Annotated in this window: 18 protein-coding genes; 14 read left to right on the top strand and 4 right to left on the bottom strand. The window is 60.5% G+C overall.

What is annotated here, in order from left to right; genetic code table 11:
* Positions 1 to 13: 13 nt before the first annotated feature.
* Both J0X19_RS08390 and J0X19_RS08395 read right to left on the bottom strand, forming a co-directional pair.
* Complete coding sequence (locus J0X19_RS08390; protein ID WP_206983810.1) at positions 14 to 1,264, bottom strand: DUF2264 domain-containing protein; 1,251 nt, start codon at positions 1,262 to 1,264, stop codon at positions 14 to 16.
* Between the two features lie 31 nt (positions 1,265 to 1,295).
* Positions 1,296 to 2,414: a glycoside hydrolase family 88/105 protein gene (locus J0X19_RS08395; protein ID WP_206983812.1), complete on the bottom strand. Its 1,119-nt coding sequence runs from the start codon at positions 2,412 to 2,414 to the stop codon at positions 1,296 to 1,298.
* 302 nt (positions 2,415 to 2,716) lie between these two features.
* On the opposite strand from J0X19_RS08395, the gene J0X19_RS08400 reads away from it, so the two are divergent.
* The 12 genes from J0X19_RS08400 (at position 2,717) to J0X19_RS08455 (ending at position 15,046) form a co-directional block, all read left to right on the top strand.
* Positions 2,717 to 3,394 carry a response regulator transcription factor gene (locus tag J0X19_RS08400; RefSeq protein ID WP_206983814.1) on the top strand — a complete coding sequence of 226 codons (678 nt, stop codon included), beginning with the start codon at positions 2,717 to 2,719 and terminating at the stop codon, positions 3,392 to 3,394.
* Positions 3,395 to 3,426: 32 nt separating this feature from the next.
* Complete coding sequence (locus tag J0X19_RS08405; RefSeq protein WP_206983816.1) at positions 3,427 to 3,792, top strand: four helix bundle protein; 366 nt, start codon at positions 3,427 to 3,429, stop codon at positions 3,790 to 3,792.
* 27 nt (positions 3,793 to 3,819) lie between these two features.
* On the top strand, positions 3,820 to 5,181 hold the full coding sequence (locus J0X19_RS08410; protein ID WP_206983819.1) for a sensor histidine kinase: 1,362 nt from the start codon (positions 3,820 to 3,822) through the stop codon (positions 5,179 to 5,181).
* Between the two features lie 95 nt (positions 5,182 to 5,276).
* Positions 5,277 to 5,543, top strand: a complete 267-nt coding sequence (locus J0X19_RS08415; protein ID WP_206983821.1) for a hypothetical protein — start codon at positions 5,277 to 5,279, stop codon at positions 5,541 to 5,543.
* 26 nt (positions 5,544 to 5,569) lie between these two features.
* Positions 5,570 to 5,902: a four-helix bundle copper-binding protein gene (locus J0X19_RS08420; protein WP_206983823.1), complete on the top strand. Its 333-nt coding sequence runs from the start codon at positions 5,570 to 5,572 to the stop codon at positions 5,900 to 5,902.
* A gap of 117 nt (positions 5,903 to 6,019) precedes the next feature.
* A complete protein-coding gene (locus J0X19_RS08425) occupies positions 6,020 to 7,171 on the top strand; it encodes an efflux RND transporter periplasmic adaptor subunit (protein ID WP_206983826.1) in 1,152 nt (383 codons plus the stop codon).
* Between the two features lie 155 nt (positions 7,172 to 7,326).
* Entirely contained in the window at positions 7,327 to 10,506 is a 3,180-nt protein-coding gene (locus tag J0X19_RS08430; protein ID WP_206983828.1) for an efflux RND transporter permease subunit, read from the top strand.
* A 9-nt stretch (positions 10,507 to 10,515) separates the two neighbouring features.
* Positions 10,516 to 12,084, top strand: a complete 1,569-nt coding sequence (locus J0X19_RS08435; protein ID WP_206983830.1) for a TolC family protein — start codon at positions 10,516 to 10,518, stop codon at positions 12,082 to 12,084.
* 292 nt (positions 12,085 to 12,376) lie between these two features.
* Positions 12,377 to 12,796 (top strand): hypothetical protein, encoded by a 420-nt coding sequence (locus J0X19_RS08440; protein WP_206983831.1) that lies wholly within the window; start codon positions 12,377 to 12,379, stop codon positions 12,794 to 12,796.
* Positions 12,797 to 12,800: 4 nt separating this feature from the next.
* Positions 12,801 to 13,484: an SCO family protein gene (locus J0X19_RS08445; RefSeq protein ID WP_206983833.1), complete on the top strand. Its 684-nt coding sequence runs from the start codon at positions 12,801 to 12,803 to the stop codon at positions 13,482 to 13,484.
* Entirely contained in the window at positions 13,481 to 13,918 is a 438-nt protein-coding gene (locus tag J0X19_RS08450; protein WP_206983835.1) for a c-type cytochrome, read from the top strand. The genes J0X19_RS08445 and J0X19_RS08450 overlap by 4 nt, the downstream gene beginning before the upstream one ends.
* A gap of 159 nt (positions 13,919 to 14,077) precedes the next feature.
* Entirely contained in the window at positions 14,078 to 15,046 is a 969-nt protein-coding gene (locus tag J0X19_RS08455; RefSeq protein ID WP_206983837.1) for an enhanced serine sensitivity protein SseB C-terminal domain-containing protein, read from the top strand.
* A 134-nt stretch (positions 15,047 to 15,180) separates the two neighbouring features.
* Here the strand turns inward: J0X19_RS08455 and J0X19_RS08460 are convergent, their stop codons facing one another.
* Positions 15,181 to 15,711: a DUF2062 domain-containing protein gene (locus tag J0X19_RS08460; protein WP_206983839.1), complete on the bottom strand. Its 531-nt coding sequence runs from the start codon at positions 15,709 to 15,711 to the stop codon at positions 15,181 to 15,183.
* A gap of 163 nt (positions 15,712 to 15,874) precedes the next feature.
* Between J0X19_RS08460 and J0X19_RS08465 the strand changes: the two genes are divergently transcribed.
* Positions 15,875 to 16,795: a YihY/virulence factor BrkB family protein gene (locus J0X19_RS08465; RefSeq protein ID WP_206983841.1), complete on the top strand. Its 921-nt coding sequence runs from the start codon at positions 15,875 to 15,877 to the stop codon at positions 16,793 to 16,795.
* Positions 16,796 to 16,886: 91 nt separating this feature from the next.
* Here J0X19_RS08465 and J0X19_RS08470 read toward each other — a convergent pair whose 3' ends face one another.
* A complete protein-coding gene (locus J0X19_RS08470; RefSeq protein WP_206983843.1) occupies positions 16,887 to 17,237 on the bottom strand; it encodes a four-helix bundle copper-binding protein in 351 nt (116 codons plus the stop codon).
* Between the two features lie 155 nt (positions 17,238 to 17,392).
* Between J0X19_RS08470 and recQ the strand changes: the two genes are divergently transcribed.
* Positions 17,393 to 19,639: a DNA helicase RecQ gene (gene recQ / locus J0X19_RS08475; protein ID WP_206983844.1), complete on the top strand. Its 2,247-nt coding sequence runs from the start codon at positions 17,393 to 17,395 to the stop codon at positions 19,637 to 19,639.
* Positions 19,640 to 19,697: the final 58 nt, after the last annotated feature.

Consider the following 19,697-nt stretch of genomic DNA (forward strand, 5'->3'; position numbering starts at 1 on the left):
TGTCCACACAGCCCTAGGATGCGTGGTCGGTTTTCACGTTCTGCCCCGACCAAATCTGGCGGGCGGTCCAGTCCTGAGTAGGGCTGGTCCAGAACGTATCCGTGGGGGGCAAACCCAGCGGCAGAAACGCGGTAGTGCATAGGTACAAGCTCCCGGTGGAAATATACCCCTCCCCGATGCCCGGCTGGTGGCCGCACAGCCCAATCTGCAACCAGCCTTTGCCATCGAAGGTCCCCTTGGGCTCCATCGTGCGCCGGATAACGGCCGTGAGGGCGCTCCGCACCTGCCCGGCGGGCAGCTCGGGCGGCAACTGCTGCTGCAACGCCACCTGTGCCAGATGCTGAAACGCTCCGCACCGGTACGCCAACGACCGGCCGAAAGCGGCAAACGACCCATCGGGCGCAATCAGGCGCTCCTGCACGGCGGCGTAGCGCCGGGCGCGGGTCCGGAGCGTTTCCAGCAAGTCTTTGCGCTCTTTGTTGGCGTCTACCAGCACGTTCACCACGTCCAGCAGCATGGGCTGAATGACGTAGCTGTTGTAGTAGTCCCAGTGATAATCGGGGCCGTCGCCGTAGGTGCCGTCGCCTTTGTACCAGAGCTGGTGCTGCTTGATGGCGTAGTCCATGCGCATCAGGTCGCCGGCACCGGTGAACTTGAGCAACGCAGCCTCAATGATGCCGCTGAACAGCAGCCAGTTGCTATATACCGGCTTGATTACCCGGCTGCTTTGCAGGGCCTGTACCAGTTGCGTTTGGGTGGCCGGCGGCAGCGCGGACCACAGCTGGGTGGGTGCCCGCAACAAGCTGTGCGCCAGGAAGGCAGCATCTACTACCGGCTGCCCGCCGTCGGTGAAATTCAGGAAGTCCGGCGACTTGGGGTCTACGGCGTGGCCGATGGCCTGGCGGGCCAGCTGGGCGTACCGTTTCTGCAAGGCCTGCTCGGCGGCGGTGGTGCCAGTAGCTTCCAGCCAGGGCGCCAGCCCCGCCAGCGCACGGCCCAGCGCCTCTAAGTGCGACACTTTGCGGCGGCCTTCCTGCTGGCCGGGCGCGGCCTCAATCGGCATCAACACTTTTAGCTGGCCCTGTGCACCGGCTGCCAGCACGGGCTCTACTACCCGCAGCAGCGTGGTCAGCCAGTACTCCCGGTCCGACTGCTTGGCGGGCGGTGGCGCGGCAGTTGAGTTGCCCACGGCCCATACCGGCGTTGGTAAAGCCAGCGCCGAGAGGCCAGTGGCGGTTTGGGCTACGAAGGAGCGTCGTTTCATACGTTCAAAACTGGTTAGGCAACAGCTGCCGCTACTTCAACTTGATTACCTCGGAGCCGGCCAGCAAAAACGCGCCGGTGCCGTACACCTCCCAGCTTTCCGCCGAAAAGTCGCGGCGCGGGTCGGCGCCGATGGGCTGCACCCACCCTACCCGGCCTTCCGGCGACAGGCACTTGTTGAGGCCCACCCAGGCTTTTTGCACGGCGGGCAGGTAGGTGGCTTTGTCGAGGATGCCCTGGTTGATGCCCCAGGCCATGGCGTAGCAGTCGAAGCCGGAGCCCGAGGCCTCGCCACCGGGGTAGGCGGCCGGGTCGAGCAGGCTGGAGCGCCACAGGCCGTCGGGCTGCTGGAGTTGCACGAGGCGGGCGCTCATTTCCTTGAACAAGTCTACATAGAAACCGCGGGTGGGGTGATTAGCGGGCAGTTCCTGAAGCACCTGTACCAAACCGCCCATTACCCAGCCATTGCCCCGGCTCCAAAAAATCTGCTGGCCGTTGCTTTCCTTTTTGCCTTCGCCGGCGGCGTTCCAGAGGTAGCTGGCATCGCGCGAAAACAGGTGCTGCTGGTGGTTGAAGAGGCGGCGGTAAGTTTGCTGATAGAGTGTGTCGCTGAGGGTCAGGTACTCCGGCTTGTTTTCAATTAAGCCCAGCTTCACGAGCACCGGCGGACCCATAAACAGAGCGTCGCACCACCACCAGGCAATGCCGTGGTCCTGCACTTCCTTGCCGGGCACGGTCCGGAATTTCTCTACCACATCCAGCGTGGGCTGAATCATACGCCGGTCTTTTTTGAGGCGGTACAGGTTCAGGTAGGTCTGGCAGATAACGATGTCGTCGGCGTGGTCGTAGCGCCGGTCGGGCTGCCACTGGGTGCGGTTGCCCATGGCCATCAGTGAGTCCAGAATCAGCTGGGACTTGGTGGTTTCGTAGGCCGCAAACACGCCGGAGTAAAAGGCTCCGTTGGTCCAGTCGGTGAGTTTGTGCTTGGGGTGCGCCAGCTGCCACTTGGTAGCGTTCAGCAGCTGCTTCTTGATGTACTTCGGCTTGAAAACCGCCTGGTCGGCCTTCGACAACGACTGGGCCTCGGCAGCACCAGAAAAGCCCAGGGAAAGCAGCAGGCCGCAAGCCAGCCAACGAAAGGAAACGTGCATACGTGGAACGGGTGGGAAAGGAAGGTGAGTGAATTAGAGCAGCAGCAACTTAGCATGCCTTCCGAAAAAGCGGCTTTGTGCCAAGCTGCCGCAAGTATAGCGGCTTGCCCACGAAACTTAGGGGGGTATTTTCACGGATTAGGGGGGAATATTCGTCCGGCCTAGCTGCCACGGTAAGGCCACTGTCCTGCTAATTGCTTCGGCTTCCTCTCAACCAGCGCTTCGGGCTGCCGTAAGCAAACACCCGGCACGCAGCCAGCCGGATAGCCGTATACTTGCCCGCCGCATAGCGGGTGCACCCTATGAAAATACTACTGGTGGAAGACGAGCCCAAGCTGGCGTCGTTTGTTAAGAAAGGGTTTGAAAACGAGGGCTACGAGCTGGAAGTGGCCTACGATGGGCGCATGGGCCAGTCGTTGCTTCAGCAGAACCGCTACGATTTGGTGGTGCTCGACGTGAACCTGCCCTACATCAACGGCTTCGAGCTGTGCCGCCAGATCCGGCAGCACGACCCGCACCAGCCGGTGCTGCTGCTCACCGCCCTCGACAGCCTCGACGACAAAGTGGCGGGCTTCGAGGCCGGCACCGACGACTACCTGGTGAAGCCATTCGAGTTCAAGGAGCTGCTGCTCAGGGCGCGGGTGCTCACGCGCCGCCACACCGAGGATACGGCCGTGAAGCGCGTGCTGCGCCTGGCCGACCTGGAGCTGAACCTGGAAACCAAAGTGGTAACCCGCGCCGGCCAGCGCATCGACCTGACCACCAAGGAATACTCGCTGCTGGAGTACCTGCTTCTGAACCGCGGCCGGGTGATAAGCCGGGTGGATATTGCCGAGAAGGTCTGGGAGCTGAACTTCGACACCAACACCAACGTCATCGACGTGTACGTGAGCTACCTGCGCAAAAAGCTCGACAAGGGCTATGCTATCAAGCTGATTCACACGGTAGTAGGCATGGGCTACGTGCTGCGCGAAGGCTAGGGTGGAGTTATGAGTTATGAGTTATTTGTAAGATGAAAAAGAGTATTATCCAAGGCAAATCGTATGACTTTGCCTCTCGTATTGTTAAGGCGTATAAGTTTCTGGTTAGTGAGCAGCAGGAGTATGTGCTATCCAAGCAGTTGTTGCGCAGTGGTACCTCTATCGGGGCCAATGTGGAGGAAGCATTAGCGGCTAGTTCCACTGCCGACTTTATTCATAAGCTCAACATGGCAGCCAAAGAAGCCCGTGAAACGTCCTACTGGCTCCGTTTACTGCACGACAACGATTTCTTGCCCGAGGCTGCCTTCACTTCTATCCACGCGCACAACCTCGAAATAATCAAAATCCTGTCGAGCATCTTACTATCCACTAAAGCGAGTCAGGCTAAAAACTCATAACTCACAATTCATAACTCATAACTCTTCTTGCTGATTCGGAACAAGCTCATCTTACGCTTTACGCTGCTGGTGCTGGCTATTCAGCTGTGCTTTTCGGCGTTTATCTACTACTTCCATGCCGCCAACCGGGAGCAGCGCTTCACCCAGCGCCTGGCCGGTAAAGGCATCATGACGGCTCGGCTGCTCCTGCCCCAGCAGCAGCGCCAGGCGGCGGCCCTCAGCCCGTTCCACCGCCGCGACCTGATGACCATCATCAACGAGCAAATCAGCATTTACGATTCGCAGGGCCACCTTATTTACACCAGTGCCGACAACCTGAGCCAGCGCCAAAACTCGCGCTACCTACCCCGGATTAAGCCGGGCCAGCCGGTGCTCTTCACCGACGGCGACCTGGAAGCCATTGGCATCACCTACACGTACGCAGGAAACACCTACCGCATTTTCGCCGCCGGCCTCGACCAGTTTGGTATCATGCAGCTCAGCAAGTTGCGGCTGATTCTGCTGGTGGGCAACGTGGGGTCGTTGGTGCTTATCATCTTGGCGGGCTGGTTCTTTGCCGATCAGTCGTTGAAGCCGATGGCGCGGGTGGTGCGGCAGGTGGAGCGCATTACGGCGGGTCGCCTGAGCTTGCGGGTAGATGAAGGCAACGGTACCGACGAAATAGCCCAGCTGGCCGTGACCTTCAACCAGATGCTGACGCGAGTGGAGCAGGCCTTCGAGATGCAAAAGAACTTCCTGAGCCACGCCTCCCACGAGTTGCGCACCCCGCTGGCCACCGTGCTAGGCACCCTGGAAACCTCCTACGCCTACGACACCGACCTACCCGAAGCCAAGCAAAGTACGGCCTCGGCGGTGGAAGACCTCAAGCACCTCATCGGTCTCACCAACGCCCTGCTGGCCCTGGCCAAAGCCGAAGACGCTTCGTTCCGGCGCGACACCGTGCGGCTGGATGAGTGCCTCACCCAGGCCATGAGCTACTGCCAGACCAAGCACGCCGGCCGCCGGATTCAGCTGGAATTTGGGGACTTGCCCGCCTCCGGCACCGACCCGTTTGTGGTGCGTGGCAACGAGCAGCTACTCACCACGGCCCTACTCAACCTGCTCGACAACGCCTGCAAGTACAGCACCGAGGCCGTGCAAGTAAGCCTGGGCTACCAAGGCAACAAGCTGGCTGTCAGCATTCAGGACACCGGCATTGGCATTGCAGCCACCGAACTACCCCGCGTGACGGATGCCCTCTACCGGGCCGAAAACGGCCGCCACACGCCTGGCTACGGCCTGGGCCTGACCGTCACGCAGAAAATAGTGGAGCGCCACGGCGGCACCTTGGGTTTGGTGTCGGAGCCGGGCTGGGGCACTACCGCTACGCTTGTGTTGCCGGCGGCGTAGGCGGTTTTTAATGTTTTCTAATCTGCGCCTCATACGGCTCTAATGCCGGACGGCCTCCTTTGCACTCCAACTATGTGTGATGGAAGCCGCTGCTTATGAGAGAGTTTCGCAACCGATTATTTCTAGGATTGCTATTAGGCGCGCTGCTATTGTCGGCGGGCCTGAACGTGTATTGCCTACGCCAGCTGGAAAACCAGCCTCTGAATTACGAGCTAGAATCCGGCCTGCCAGTTTCCATGACCGAGCTGGAACTAGCCCAAGCGCGCGCCGAACTACAGGCCTGCCAAGAATCTCACGCCAACCCCACCCTTTCCGCCGACACTGTGGCCCTCCGCTCACCGGGCAGTTTCCTGGCCGATTAGCTTACTGGACCACTTATCCTACGCGTATGCTCCCCCGTCAAAACTACATTATTGCTGTGTTGCAAGCCTGCGTAACGGCTTGCACCGAAGTTAGCCAACTCGTTCTGCAAGAGCCCGATCCAACCCCTTACCGCCGCGCCAGTAGCCTCAGCCACGACTGCGCCGACCTGTGTGAACTCACCGTCCGCTTCGTCGCCCGCGAGTCGGAACACCTGGTGTACATCCTGCGCGAGTGCGCCGAGCTGTGCCGGAGCTGCGCCGACGAGCAGGCCCGCCACGCCGCCCACCTGGCTGTGTGCGCCCGCACCGAGCAAGCCTGCCGCCTGGCCGAAGATGCCTGCCGCACCGCTTACCATTAGGTAGCCCCGGCACAGCGGCACTTCTAATGTCTTTTAATGTGCCGCTAATACCGCTCTAATGCCCTCGGTGCTCCTTGCCGATGAACTTCCCCCTACGAGTCCCTATTCCAACGTCTTATGTCTCCCAAACCCCATTTCATTGCCACGTACCTGCTCACCGGCCTGCTTGGCGCGGCCCTGACCGGCTGCGGCACCAACAGCCAAGCCGATAGCGCCGCCACCGTGGCCGCCGACATACCGGAACTACCCGTGGCCCGCCTCGTGGCCCGCGACACGGTCCTGTCGCGCGAGTATGTGGCCGATGTGCAGGCGGTGCGCAATGTGGAGCTGCGGGCCCGCGTGCGGGGTTTCTTGGATAAGATTTATGTGGACGAAGGGAAGCCGGTGAAGAAAGGGCAGCCGCTGTTCCAAATCAACGATGCCGAATACCGCACCCGCCTGGCCCGCGCCCGCGCTACCCTCAGCAACGCCACCGCCCAGGCCCGGGTAGCCAACCTGGAGCTGGACCGGGTGAAGATGCTGACCGAGAAGAACATCATTTCCAAAACCGAGCTCGACGTGGCTAAAGCCAAGCTGACCGCCGCCCAGTCCACGATACAGGAAGCCCGCTCGGCCGCCGCCAACGCCGAGCTGATGCTGAGCTACACCACCATTCGGGCGCCGTTTGATGGCGTGGTCAACCGGGAACCGCTCAAAGTGGGCAGCCTCATCGACGACGGTACGCTGCTCACCACCGTGTCGGATACGCGGGCGGTGTTTGCGTACTTCAACGTGTCGGAGGCCGAGTATCTGGAATTCGCCAAGACCCGCCAGCAAAACCCGGCCCGCAGCACCAACAAGGTGCTGCTGATGCTGGCCGACGGCACCACCTACCCGCAGCCGGGCACCGTGGAAACCGTGGAAGGCCAGTTCCAATCCTCTACCGGTTCCATTGCCTTCCGGGCCCGTTTCGACAATCCCAAGCAGCTGCTGCGCCACGGCGCTACCGGCAAAGTCCGCCTCACCAACACCGTACCCGACGCCGTGCTGGTACCGCAAAAAGCGGTGTTCGAGCAGCAGGACCAGAACTACGTGTACGTGGTGGACGACCAGGGCACGGTGCACCAGAAAAACTTCGTGCCGAAAACCCGCCTCTCGTCTTTCTACGTGGTGCAGAGCGGCTTAGCCCCCGGTGAGCGGGTGGTGTGCGAAGGCACCCAGGACTTGCGCGACGGTAACCGCATCAAGCCCCGCCCAGTGACGATGAAGAGCTTGGCCGCCGCGCAGTAAATATCATACGAAACCTCACCCCCTACCCCCCATTCCTCGGGGAGAGGGGAACTAGCTTCTAATTCTATAGAGCTAGATACTAGAATTAGTCCCCCTCTCCCTGAGGAGAGGGGGCTAGGGGGTGAGGTCCTCCACCGCACTACAACCAACTTCTCATGTTCGATATATTCATTCGGCGCCCCGTCCTTTCGCTGGTTATCTCGCTGTTTATCACGCTGCTGGGGGTGGGCGCTTTGTTTACGCTGCCCGTTACGCAGTTCCCCGACATCGTGCCGCCATCGGTAACGGTGCGGGCCAAGTACAATGGCGCCAATGCCGAAGTGTGCGCCAAAGCCGTAGCCACGCCGCTGGAACGCGCCATCAACGGGGTGCCGGGCATGACCTACATGAACACCGTAACCACCAACAACGGCACCACGCTGGTAGAGGTGTTCTTTGAAGTAGGCACCGACCCTGACCTGGCCGCCGTGGCCGTGCAGAACCGCGTAACTACCATCATCGACGAGCTGCCCGAAGAAGTTATCAAGGCGGGGGTTTCCACGGAGAAGGAAGTGAACAGCATGTTGCTCTACCTCAACGTGGTAAGCGACGACCCCAAGGCCGACGAGCAGTTCATCTACAACTTCGCCGACATCAACATCCTGCAAGAGCTCAAGCGCATCAAGGGGGTGGGTTTGGCCGAAATCCAGGGCAGCCGGGAGTACGCCATGCGCGTGTGGCTGAAGCCCGACCGGATGCTGGCCTACCGCATTGGGGCCGACGAAATTGTGCAAGCCATTCAGAACCAGAGCGTAGAGGCCGCCCCGGGGCGCACCGGCGAGAGTTCGGGCCGCTCGGCGCAGGTGCTGCAATACGTGCTGCGCTACACCGGCAAGCTGTTCGAGCCCGAGCAGTACCGCAACATCGTTATCCGGGCCGATGCCGACGGCTCGGTGCTGCGCCTCAAAGACGTGGCCGACGTGGAATTTGGGGTGCAAACCTACCGGATGCTGTCAAAGAGCAACGGCAAGCCTTCAGCGGCCATCATGCTCAAGCAGCTCCCCGGCTCCAACGCCTCCGACGTCATCGAGCAGGTGAAAACGCGCATGGCGGAGCTGAAAAAAACCAGCTTCCCGCCCGGCATGACCTACAACATCAGCTATGACGTGTCGCGCTTTCTGGATGCCAGTATTCATGAGGTGGTGCGCACCTTGTTCGAGGCGTTTTTGCTGGTATTCGTGATTGTGTACCTGTTTTTGCAGGACTGGCGCTCCACGCTCATTCCGGCGTTGGCCGTGCCGGTGGCACTGGTGGGCACCCTGTTTTTCATGCAAATGCTGGGCTTCAGCATCAACCTGCTCACGCTGTTTGCGCTGGTGCTGGCTATTGGTATTGTGGTGGATAACGCCATTGTGGTAGTGGAAGCCGTGCACGCCAAAATGCACGAAAAGCACCTTTCGGCCATGGACGCCACCCTGGAAGCCATGCACGAAATCAGCGGGGCCATTATTGCCATCACGCTGGTGATGTCGGCGGTGTTTATTCCAGTGTCGTTTATGAGCGGGCCGGTGGGCGTGTTCTACCGCCAGTTTTCGCTCACGCTGGCTATTTCCATCGTCATTTCGGGGGTGAATGCCCTTACGCTTACGCCCGCTTTGTGCGCGCTGCTGCTCAAGGAACCCACGCCCGATGCCGAGCGCAAGGGGCTGCTGGGCCGCTTCTTCGCGGGCTTTAATAGCCGCTACGAGCGGTTTGCCGACGGCTACCAGCGTCTGGTGCGCGTGGTGGCCAGCCGCCGGCTGGTGACGGTGCTGCTATTGCTGTTCTTCTTTGCGGCCACCTGGGGCGTGAATTCCGTGCTGCCCACTGGCTTTATTCCGAGCGAAGACCAGGGCATGGTGTACATCAACGTAACCTCGCCGCCCGGCGCCACCATGGAGCGCACCCAGCAGGTGTTGCAGGAAGTGCAGCGCGTGGCCCAGGCCATGAAACCCGTGGAATCGGTATCGACGCTGGCCGGCTACTCGCTGATGAACGATGTATCGGGGGCCAGCTACGGCATGGGCATGATCAACCTGAAAGGCTGGGATGAGCGCCAGGAATCGGTAACCGAGCTGATGGCCCAGCTGCGCGCCAAAACCAAACACATTACCGATGCGCAGGTGCAGTTCTTCACGCCGCCCACCGTGCCCGGCTTCGGCAACGCTGGCGGCTTCGACCTGCGAGTGCTGGACCGCACCGGCCGCGGCGACCTGCACCGCACCGACGAAGTGACGGACCGGTTCATCAAGGCCCTCAACAACACGCCGGCCATCGAAAACACCTTCTCCGGCTTCGACCCCACCTTTCCGCAGTACCTCATCCATATGGATGCCGACCTGGCCGCCAAGAAAGGCGTGACCGTGGCCAGCGCCATGAGCACGCTGCAAACCCTGATGGGCTCCAACTACGCCGCCAGCTTCATCCGCTTCGGGCAGATGTACAAAGTGATGGTGCAGGCCCTGCCCGGCTACCGCACCAAGCCCGAGGATTTGCTGAAGCTCTACGTGAAAAACGACCGGGGCGAAATGGTGCCCTACTCCACGTTCGTGCGCCTGGAGCGGGTGTACGGCCCCGAGCAGTTCACGCGCTACAACATGTACACCTCGGCCACCCTCAACGGCGACACTGCCCCCGGCTACTCGTCGGGTGATGCCATCAAAACCATTGAGGCGGTGGCCGCCAAGGAGCTGCCGCGCGGCTACACCTTCGAGTGGAGCGGCATGACCCGGGAACAAATCATATCGGGCAACCAGGCGCTGTACGTGTTCGGCATTGTGCTGGTGTTCGTGTATTTGCTGCTAGCGGCGCAGTATGAAAGTTTCCTGCTGCCGCTGCCGGTGCTGCTGAGCTTGCCCACCGGCATCTTCGGCGCGTTTCTGGCGCTCAAGCTGCTGGGGCTGGAAAACAACATCTACGCCCAGGTTTCCCTGGTCATGCTGATTGGCCTGCTGGGTAAAAACGCCATTCTCATCATCGAATTCGCGGTGCAGCGGCGGCAGGAAGGCCTGTCGGTGCTTGATGCGGCCGTGGAAGGCGCCCGGTCCCGTTTGCGGCCCATTCTGATGACTTCCTTCGCCTTCGTGGCCGGCTTGATTCCGCTGTGCATTGCCAGCGGCGCGGGCGCCATGGGTAACCGCAGCATTGGCACGGCCGCAGCGGGCGGTATGCTCATTGGCACCGTGTTCGGGGTTGTCCTGATTCCGGGCCTCTACGTGCTGTTTTCGCGCGACAAAAAGCCCGCGCAGCCCGTGGCCGAGCCCACCGCCCACCCCGTTCCCACGCCCCACGCCGAGCCCACCCACGCGGCTGCTTAATCTCTATCTATGAATCTGTTACGCACCTCACTTCTTACCTCACCCCCTAGCCCCCTCTCCCAAAGAGAGGGGGAACTAGACTTAGTATCTAGCTCTAAAGAATTAGAAGCTATTCCCCCCTCTCTTTGGGAGAGGGGGCTAGGGGGTGAGGCCTCCCGCCTGCTTGTCCTGCTCCTGTTAGCCATCCTCGGCAGCTGCCAAACGACCAAGCCGGTAGCCATTCCCCACACAGCTCCCGTACCGGCCACCTTTGGCAAAGGCACCACCACTGATACGGCCAGCATCGGCACGCTGCCGTGGCGGCAGTTTTTCAACGACCCCAACCTGGTGGCCCTGCTTGATACGGCGGTGCGCGCCAACCCCGATTTGCTGATTGCCGTGCAGCGCGTCGAAATTGCCAGCGCCAACGTGCAAGTATCCCGCGGAGCCCTGCTGCCCTCAGTGTCGGCCAATGCCACGGCCAGCTTCGACCGGTTTGCTACCCTCAGCGGCACCGGCTACAACTCCACCAACGACGGCCGCGTGCTGCCCACCGTGGCTCCCGACTACTTTCTGGGGTTGCGGAGCGCCTGGGAAATCGACTTGTGGGGCAAGCTGCGCAACCGCAAACAGGCGGCGTTTGCCCGCCTCCTGGCTTCTGAGCAAGGCCGCCGCTTAGTGGAAACGGCCCTGGTAGGCCAGGTAGCCCATCTGTACTACGACCTACTGGCCCTCGATAATGAGCTGGACGTGCTAAGCAAAAACGATACGCTGCAAGCGCGGGCCCTGGAAATCGTGAAGCTTCAGAAGCTCGGCGGCCGGGCTACCGAGCTGGCTGTCTTGCAGTTCCAGGCCCAGCTGTTGCGCACCCGTAGCCTCGAAGCCGAAACCCAGCAGCGCATTGTAGCCGCTGAAAACCAGCTCAACCGCCTGCTGGGCCGCTACCCCCAGCCCATCAAGCGCGGAGCCCCCTTGCGCGACCAGAAACTACCCGAATTCGTATCGGCGGGCTTGCCGGCTACCATGCTGCTACGCCGCCCCGATGTGCGCCAGGCCGAGCTGGAGTTGGTGGCCAACCGCGCCGACGTGGCCGCCGCCCGCGCCGCATTTCTGCCGGCCCTCACATTGTCGCCGTACCTGGGCGTGAATGCCTATCAGCCTTCCCTGCTGCTTTCCACGCCGGGCTCGTTGGCGTACGGGCTGCTGGCGGGTTTGTCGGCCCCGCTCATTAACCGCAACTTTTTGAAAGCCAGCTACCGGCAGGCCGCCGCCGAGCAGCGCGCCGCCTACCTCCGCTACCACCAGGCCATGCAAACCGGCTTCGAGGAAGTAACCACCAGCCTGCGCGGCCTCGACAACTACCAGAAAGCCCACGAGTTACGCCGCCAGGAAGTGGTGTCGCTCAACGAAGCCGTAGCCGTGTCCAACGACCTGTACCGCGCCAGCTACGCCAACTACCTGGAAGTGGTAACGGCCCAGCGCAGTGTGCTGGAAGCCGAACTCAACCTGACCAGCATCCGGCGCGAGCAATTCCTCTTACTCATCGACCTATACCGCGCCCTGGGTGGCGGCTGGACAGCTGCAGAAGTGAGTGAATGAGTGAATAGAGAAGGATACCCGCCGTGAAGTGGTGGGCGAGTGTAGAGACGCCACACTTGGCGTCTCGTCGTTGAACGGCTGGCAATGCGCAGTTCCAGCAACGTCAGCAACGACGAGACGCCAAGTGTGGCGTCTCTACACTCGCCCATTATTTTATAAAGGATGGAAACACTTTGTCGGCTGGCACCCCCTCTCCGTTGAGGAGAGGGGGCCGGGGGGTGAGGCCCCCGCCGGAACGGCAATTTCCTGCCCAACCACGGCCGGCCGGCAATCAGGCCTTACCTTTGCGGCCGTGAAAAAGCTCCCCTACCTGTTGCTGCTCCCCTTGCTGGCTAGTCTGCCTGCCTGCCTCTCCTTGCAGAGCGACGAGCAGAAGGCCGAAGCCGCCGAAAAAGCCATGCTGGCCCGCCACGACGAACTGATGGCTGAAATGGACCAACTTACCATCCTGCGCCAGCAAATTCAGAAAACGCCCGGCTCCGATACCGTTGCCGCTAGCCGCCGCCGCCGGGCCCTGCTTTCGGCCGATGCTGCCATGATGGACTGGATGCACCGCTACCGCAAGCCCGCCGACACCATGACCGTGGCCCGGCGCCTTGATTACTTCGCTAGCCAGCAGAAAAAAATCGATTCCGTGGCCACCTTGTTTCGCACTAGTCTCGACTCGGCGCGGTTATTCGTGCAGACCGTTGGAACCACTTCCACCCAGTAACGCAATGCTTCACTCCTTTTTCCGCGTACCCGCCCTGTTTCTGGGGTTGATGCTAACTGCCGGGTTCGGCCTGTTTGGCTGCTCCGAAACCACTCCCCCTCAGGAAGAGCGCCTGTCGATTCTGGGGCTGAAGCGCACTGCGCCCACCAGCCCATCCGACACCCTGCCCGACCCTATCCCCAGCTTCACGCTAACCAACCAGGAAGGCAAAACCATTAACAACCAGACGTTTGCCGGCAAGGTCTACGTCACCGACTTCTTCTTTGCTACCTGCCCTAGCATCTGCCCCAAAATGCAGAGCGAGCTACTGCGCGTGTACGAGGCCTACAAGGACAACCCCAACGTGCTGTTTTTGAGCCACACCATCGACCCGGCCCACGACTCCATCCCGGTGCTGCGCGACTACGCCGAGCGGCTGGGCATCAAGGACGCCTCGCGCTGGCACTTTGCTACCGCCCCGCACGACACCATTTTCAACCTGGCCCGCGCCTACATGACCGGTGCGCAGGTTGATAAAACGGTGCAAGGCGGCTTCGCGCACAGTGGCACGTTTGCCCTCATCGACTCCAAGCGCCGGGTGCGCGGCATCTACGACGGCATGGAGAAAAGCCAGGTGGACTTGCTTATTCACGACTTGCCAATTTTGTTGAAAGAGGAAGCCGAAGCCAAGCAAACGGCCGCCAAATGAGCTGGCCGCTTTCCTTGCTGCGGGCTGGTGCGGTGGCAGCAGCGGGCTTACTGCTGACCACGAGCGTCACGGGTTGCTTTTCCAACAAGCAGAACGAAGGCGCCAAGCTCTACCAAACCCATTGCGCCAGCTGCCACGGCGACCAGGGCGAAGGCCTGCGCCGCCTCATTCCGCCCGTTGCCGCCTCCGACTATCTGGTGAAGCACCGCAACGAGCTGCCCTGCCTGATTCGACAGGGGCTCAATGGCCCGATAGTGGTCAACGGCATCGAGTACAACCAGGTAATGCCCGGCCACAAAACCGACCTCACCGACGCCGACATTGCCAATTTGCTGAACTTCATCCAGCAGAACTGGGGCAACCACAATCCGCCTTACACGGTGCGCGAAATATCGGAGCTCCTGGCGCCCTGCAACGGCAGCATCATCCGATAAGTGGTGAAGTGGTGAAATTGTGCGTTGGTGCGTTTGACGTTCTGCTTGCCTGAATTACGCAGCTTGAACGTCAAACGCACCAACGCACAATTTCACCACTTCACCATTTTCCCATCTCACTTACCTTAGTTAGCTTGCACCTTCACTTTTCGTATTCCTATGGGTCTGTTTGATTTCCTGAAAAAGAAGCCTGAAACACCGGAAACCTTACCGGCTGCTCCTAACGCTACACCTACTTCTACTCCTGCTTCCGCTGCTCCTGCTGGCCCGCGTTACAAGGGCTCCAATTACACCTTGCCCGTTGAGGAAACAGCTCCTCCAATGCCGGCCATGCCGCTCATTCCGGAGCCAACCTACGGGCAGCCCCCCATGCCGAACTTCCCGTTCCCGCCAAGTAATATTCTGGAAGAGCTGCTGATGCGCGCCGTGAACGAGCCCAACGTACGGCCGGCATTCTACCAGGCCCTGCTACACGAGCCGCTGTTGGCCGTAACGCTGCCGAAAGAAGGCGAAGCCGGCGGCGAGATTGAAGTAACGCCGGGCATGGAAATTCAGCTGCAAGTACTCAACGACGGCAAAATTCCGCTGTTCACGGCGCCGGAGCGCATTTTTGAAGGTGGCATGCCTGCCGACAGCGTAGCCTATATCCGGGTGCGCGGCCTCGACCTGCTCCAAATGGTGCAGGCCACTGATTGCGTGCTGAACCCCTTCTCGCCTGCCGGTAAGCTCCTGACCTCGCAGGAGATACAAGAGCTACTGGCCAGCGACCTGACCACCCCGCCCGCTGAGGCAGGCGGCCAGGTACCCGTGCAGCTTGGTCCGCCCGCCGAGACGCCTACTGTTTTGCTGGATGCCTTGAGCGGATTTTGTGCCGAGTATCCTTTCGTAGAAAAAGCCTACCTGGCCGAAATGCGCATCGAAAACAGCCCCGAGCTACCTCGGTTACTGCTGGCCTTCCAGACGGAAGAGCAGCAGGCTGAGTTCCTGCAAGAGCTAGGCCCGGTTATCGAAGGCAAGATTGAGGGCTACCAGTTTGTGGATATGATGGTACTCAATCCCGCTTCCGAAGAGCCCATCAACCAGTATTTCGAGCAGCAGGAGCCGTTCTACCAGCGGGCAACTGCTTAGTAAGCCCCTCTCCCTACGCAACAAGCCCTTAACGCCACTAAACGTTAAGGGCTTGTTGCGTAGAGGGCAGTTCAGCTTTTCCTGACCGCATGCACCTAACAGTGCCCGCCAAACCCATACACTCCGTTACTCCGCTACTCAGTTACTCTACTCTGCCGGGCCAGCAGCCGCCGAAACAGGGGCCGCAATCCGAAGTTTAGCAGCAGAGCCAGCGGCACGGAGGCCACTGCCCAAATCAGCAGGGCCCCCAGGCCGGCCTGCCACAACAAGTGCAGCGCCTGTTGCCAATCGGTGCCAAACAGATGCTGCAGCTGCTCAAGAGTCAGCTCGGGTCCGGTACCACTTCCAATCAGTTTGGCCCCCAGCTTCATCAGCGGGATAATCAGCAGCAGCTGCACTGGGCTCATTAAGTGGCTGACAAGCAGCAGCGCCGCCACGTTGAGCCGCAGCCGCACCGCCGTAGCCGTGCCGAGCAGGGTGGTAATGCCGAGTATTGGCACCAGCCCAAACACCACGCCCAGGGCCACTGTGAGGGAAAGTTGCTTGGGGGTAAGGCCTTGACGGAGAATGTTGAGCACCGGCTCGACTACGCGCCGGCGCCACCAACTAGGTGGGGTGGCAGGGGCTACAGGCGGGGCGGGAACGGGGGCAGGAGAATACGACACAGGTAAGTGCTACAAACAGCGGATGATACGGCGCGAGGGCGCTATCTTCGCAGCCTGTTTTTAAACTAGAGCTTCGTTGCTCGTACTAAGTACACGGCGCTGGCCGCCAAGCACTACCCAACGAAGCACTACCCTCTACGCAAGGCTGACCACAAAAGTACACGTGCCGCACCCAACCCGCCGCCGGATTTTCCTGGACACTCTGATTTTACTGCGCCGGGCCGCTCGTGAGCTAACCGCCAACGACCCGCTTCGGCTGGGGGCAGCCACGGCGTTCTTCACTACGTTTGCGTTGCCGCCCATTGTCCTCATTCTGATTCAGGTACTGGGCTCGGTGTATTCAACCTCGGCGGTGCGGACGCTGCTGCTGGCCAAGCTGTCGGGGCTGCTGGGCACGTCGGCGGCCAATTTCGTGGAGCAGATTCTGCAAAACGTAACCAATGTGCAACGCAGCCCGCTGGTTACCTGGCTGGGTTTTGCGTTTCTGGTGTTCATTGCCACCACACTGTTCGTGGTTATCCAGCACTCCCTCAACCAGCTCTGGCAGATTCGGCCGCGGCGTAGCAGTGGCCGCTTCGGCAAGGCGCTGCACGAACGGGCCCGCTCCCTGGGTGTACTGGTAGCTACCGGCCTGCTGTCTTTGCTAACGTTTCTGACCGACGCCGCCATTGCCTTCGTGGCCGACTACGTGCGCGACTTTGACAGCAACGTGGGGTACTATTTGTTTCTGTTTTTCAGCCAGCTTACATCCATTCTGATTTTGGCAGCGTGGTTTGGCGTTACGTTCCGCAACCTAAGCAGCGCCAAGGTACCGTGGCGGGCGGTGGTGCGCGGCGCGGCCCTTACCGCCGTCCTCATTGATTTGGGCGAGTTTGTGCTGGGCCGGCTACTGGTGCCCGGCAACCTTGGTCCGATTTACGGCGCGGCCTCCAGCATTGTGCTGGTGCTGCTGTTCGTGTTCTACTCGGCCATGATTTTCTACTTCGGAGCCTGCTTCACCAAGGCCTATGCCCACTACAAAGGCATCGACATCAAGCCCAAGAAATCCGCCGTGCGCTACCGGCTGGTTGACATTGAAGAATAACTACGTTGAGCAACTGAGCAGCGGAGCAACTGAGTAATCGTTCTGACGGCGCTATTGAGCATCTAGAACGATTACTCAATTACTCAATTACTCAGTTACTCTCCAAATGGGCCTTGCAGGCTTCCAGGCAGGCTTTGCAGGCGGCGGCGCAAAGCTGGCAGTGCGTATCGTTGTGCTTGGCGCACTCGTTGTGGCAGAGCTGGCACAGCTCGATACACTCCCGCATGATGTGCTTGGCGTGGGGCGAGTTGCGGGCCACGAAGCGGGCCGTGAGGGCGCAGATGTCGGCGCAGTCCCGGTCGAGGAGTACGCAACCAACCATGTGCTTAACGTGCTCTTCGTGCAAACAGGCGGTAGCGCAGTTCTCGCAGGCGGCCACGCAGGCATTCAGCGCATCAAGAACGGTTTGGTTGTCGGTGAGTGTGGCAGTGGACTGAGTCATTAGTACAGAGGTTGAGTGAATGAATTAACTAATCTGTTGTACGTGGGCTTGCTAGCGCCAGACGTGCGGGATTTCACCGGAATCGTGCACCTTTTCTGCCTGGCTACGGTTACATTCTGCTTTCAACTCCTTCTTTAGCATCGTATTTTTACCGAATGTTATTTGCTGCCGAACCCCTCGCTCCTACGCTCGAATCTGCTCGTCGCGTCCTGAAAAAGTACTATGGCTATGATACGTTCCGGCCCATGCAGGAAGACATCATCCAGAGTATCCTGAGCGGGCGCGACACGGTGGTGCTCATGCCCACGGGCGGTGGCAAATCGGTGTGCTTTCAGGTGCCGGCCGTGGTATCGGAGGGGGTGTGCGTGGTGGTGTCGCCGCTGATTGCCTTGATGAAGGACCAGGTGGAAGCCCTGAAAGCCAACGGTATATCAGCCGAGTACATCAACAGCAGCGTGAGCCAGAGCGAGCAGAATGCCATTTGCTCGGATTGCGCCAACGGCTACCTGAAACTGCTGTACGTGTCGCCCGAAAAGCTGCTTTCCCAGGGCTTTATCCAGTTTTTGCAGCGGCTGCGCGTGAGCATGTTCGCCATTGATGAAGCGCACTGTATTTCGTCGTGGGGGCACGACTTCCGGCCCGAGTACACCCAGCTGCGGGTGTTGCGGGAGCAGTTCCCCAACACGCCCATCATTGCCCTCACCGCCACCGCCGACCGCCTCACCCAGCGCGACATCCAGCAGCAGCTGCGCCTGCACGAGCCGCAGGTGTTCCTCTCCAGCTTCGATAGGCCCAACCTCAACCTGATTGTGCGGCCCGGCCAGGACCGCGTAGGCGGCATCCTCGACTTTATTGAGCGCCACCCCGGCGAATCGGGCATTGTGTATTGCCTCTCGCGCAAGCAGTGCGAAACCCTCACCCAGAAGCTGCAAGCCAAGGGCTTGAAAGCCGGTTTCTACCACGCCGGCATGACACCCAACCAGCGTGCGGCCGTGCAGGAAGGCTTCCTGAAAGACGATTTGCAGGTGATTGTGGCCACTATTGCCTTCGGCATGGGCATCGACAAGAGCAATGTGCGCTGGGTGATGCACTACAACCTGCCCAAAAACATCGAGGGCTACTACCAGGAAATCGGGCGGGGCGGCCGAGACGGTTCGCCGGCTACGGCCGTGCTGTTCTACAGCTTTGCCGACGTGTTGCAGCTGCGCGAGATGCTGACCAAGGAAAACCCGCAGCTCACCCAGCTCAACCTCACCAAGTTGGAGCGCATGCAGCAGTTTGCCGAGGCCGCCAGCTGCCGCCGCAAGATTTTGCTCAACTACTTCGGCGAAACCCTCACCCAGGACTGCGGCAACTGCGACATCTGCCGCAACCCACCCATCACCTTCGACGGCTCCCTGATTGCCCAGAAGGCCTTGTCGGCGGTGGTGCGCATGCGGGAGCGGGCCAGCATCGGCTTGCTCATCGACGTGCTGCGCGGCATGCGCAACCAGGCCGTGCTCAGCGGCGGCTACGACCAAATCAAAACCTACGGCGCCGGTGCCGACCTCCCCTACCTCGACTGGTACAGCTACGTGCACCAGATGCTGAACGACGGCCTCCTGTACATTGCCTACGAGGAAGGCTACGCCTTGAAAATCACGGAGCTAGGCCGCGAAGTACTGCAAGGCCAGCGGGCCTTGGCCCTCAAGAAGTTTCAGCCCGCCGAGAAAGCCGAGAAGCCCAAGCGGGGCCGCAAAGCTGCTGCCCCGTCTACAGTTACGGCGTCGCCGGAAGTGCGGCTGTTCGAGGCGTTGCGCAACCTGCGTAAGCGCATTGCCGATGAGCAGAACGTGCCGCCTTACGTTATCTTCACCGATGCCACGCTCCAGGAAATGGCCAACGAACGGCCGGTTTCGCGCGTGGCCATGCTGGGTATTTCCGGAGTGGGCATGAAGAAGTTCGAGAACTTTGGGGAGGTGTTCATCAAGGAAATCCTGGCCCACGGCGGCAACCCCGCTTCCCTCGACGACACCGACGAGCTACCCGACAACTTCGACCCCGACGATGCCGGCCCGGCCCCAACACCCCGCAAACGTGAGCCCAAAGCCGAAGCGGGCAGTACCATGGATACTTCGTTTCAGTTGCACCGCATGGGCCTGAGCGTGGAGGCCATTGCCGAGCGCCGGGGCCTGACTGTTTCCACTGTGCAAACCCACCTGACCAACGTATACGCCAAAGGTGGCGCCCTGCGCATTGCCGACTTCCTGACCCCAAGCGACTTAGCCGAAATCCAAACGGCTCAGGCTCAGCTCGGCGGTAGCCCCATGCTGCGTGACCTGTTCGACCACCTGCGCGAGAAGTACGACTACTTCAAGCTGCGGCTAGCGTCGTTGTATTTTAAGAAGTTGCGCGGGGAGTAGTGCTTCCCATGTAGCACGCGCTACGGTTCGTAACGGCTGGCGGCTCTTGCTACAGGTT

Origin of the sequence: Hymenobacter telluris (genome assembly GCF_017313265.1) — a bacterium.
Taxonomy (GTDB): domain Bacteria; phylum Bacteroidota; class Bacteroidia; order Cytophagales; family Hymenobacteraceae; genus Hymenobacter; species Hymenobacter telluris.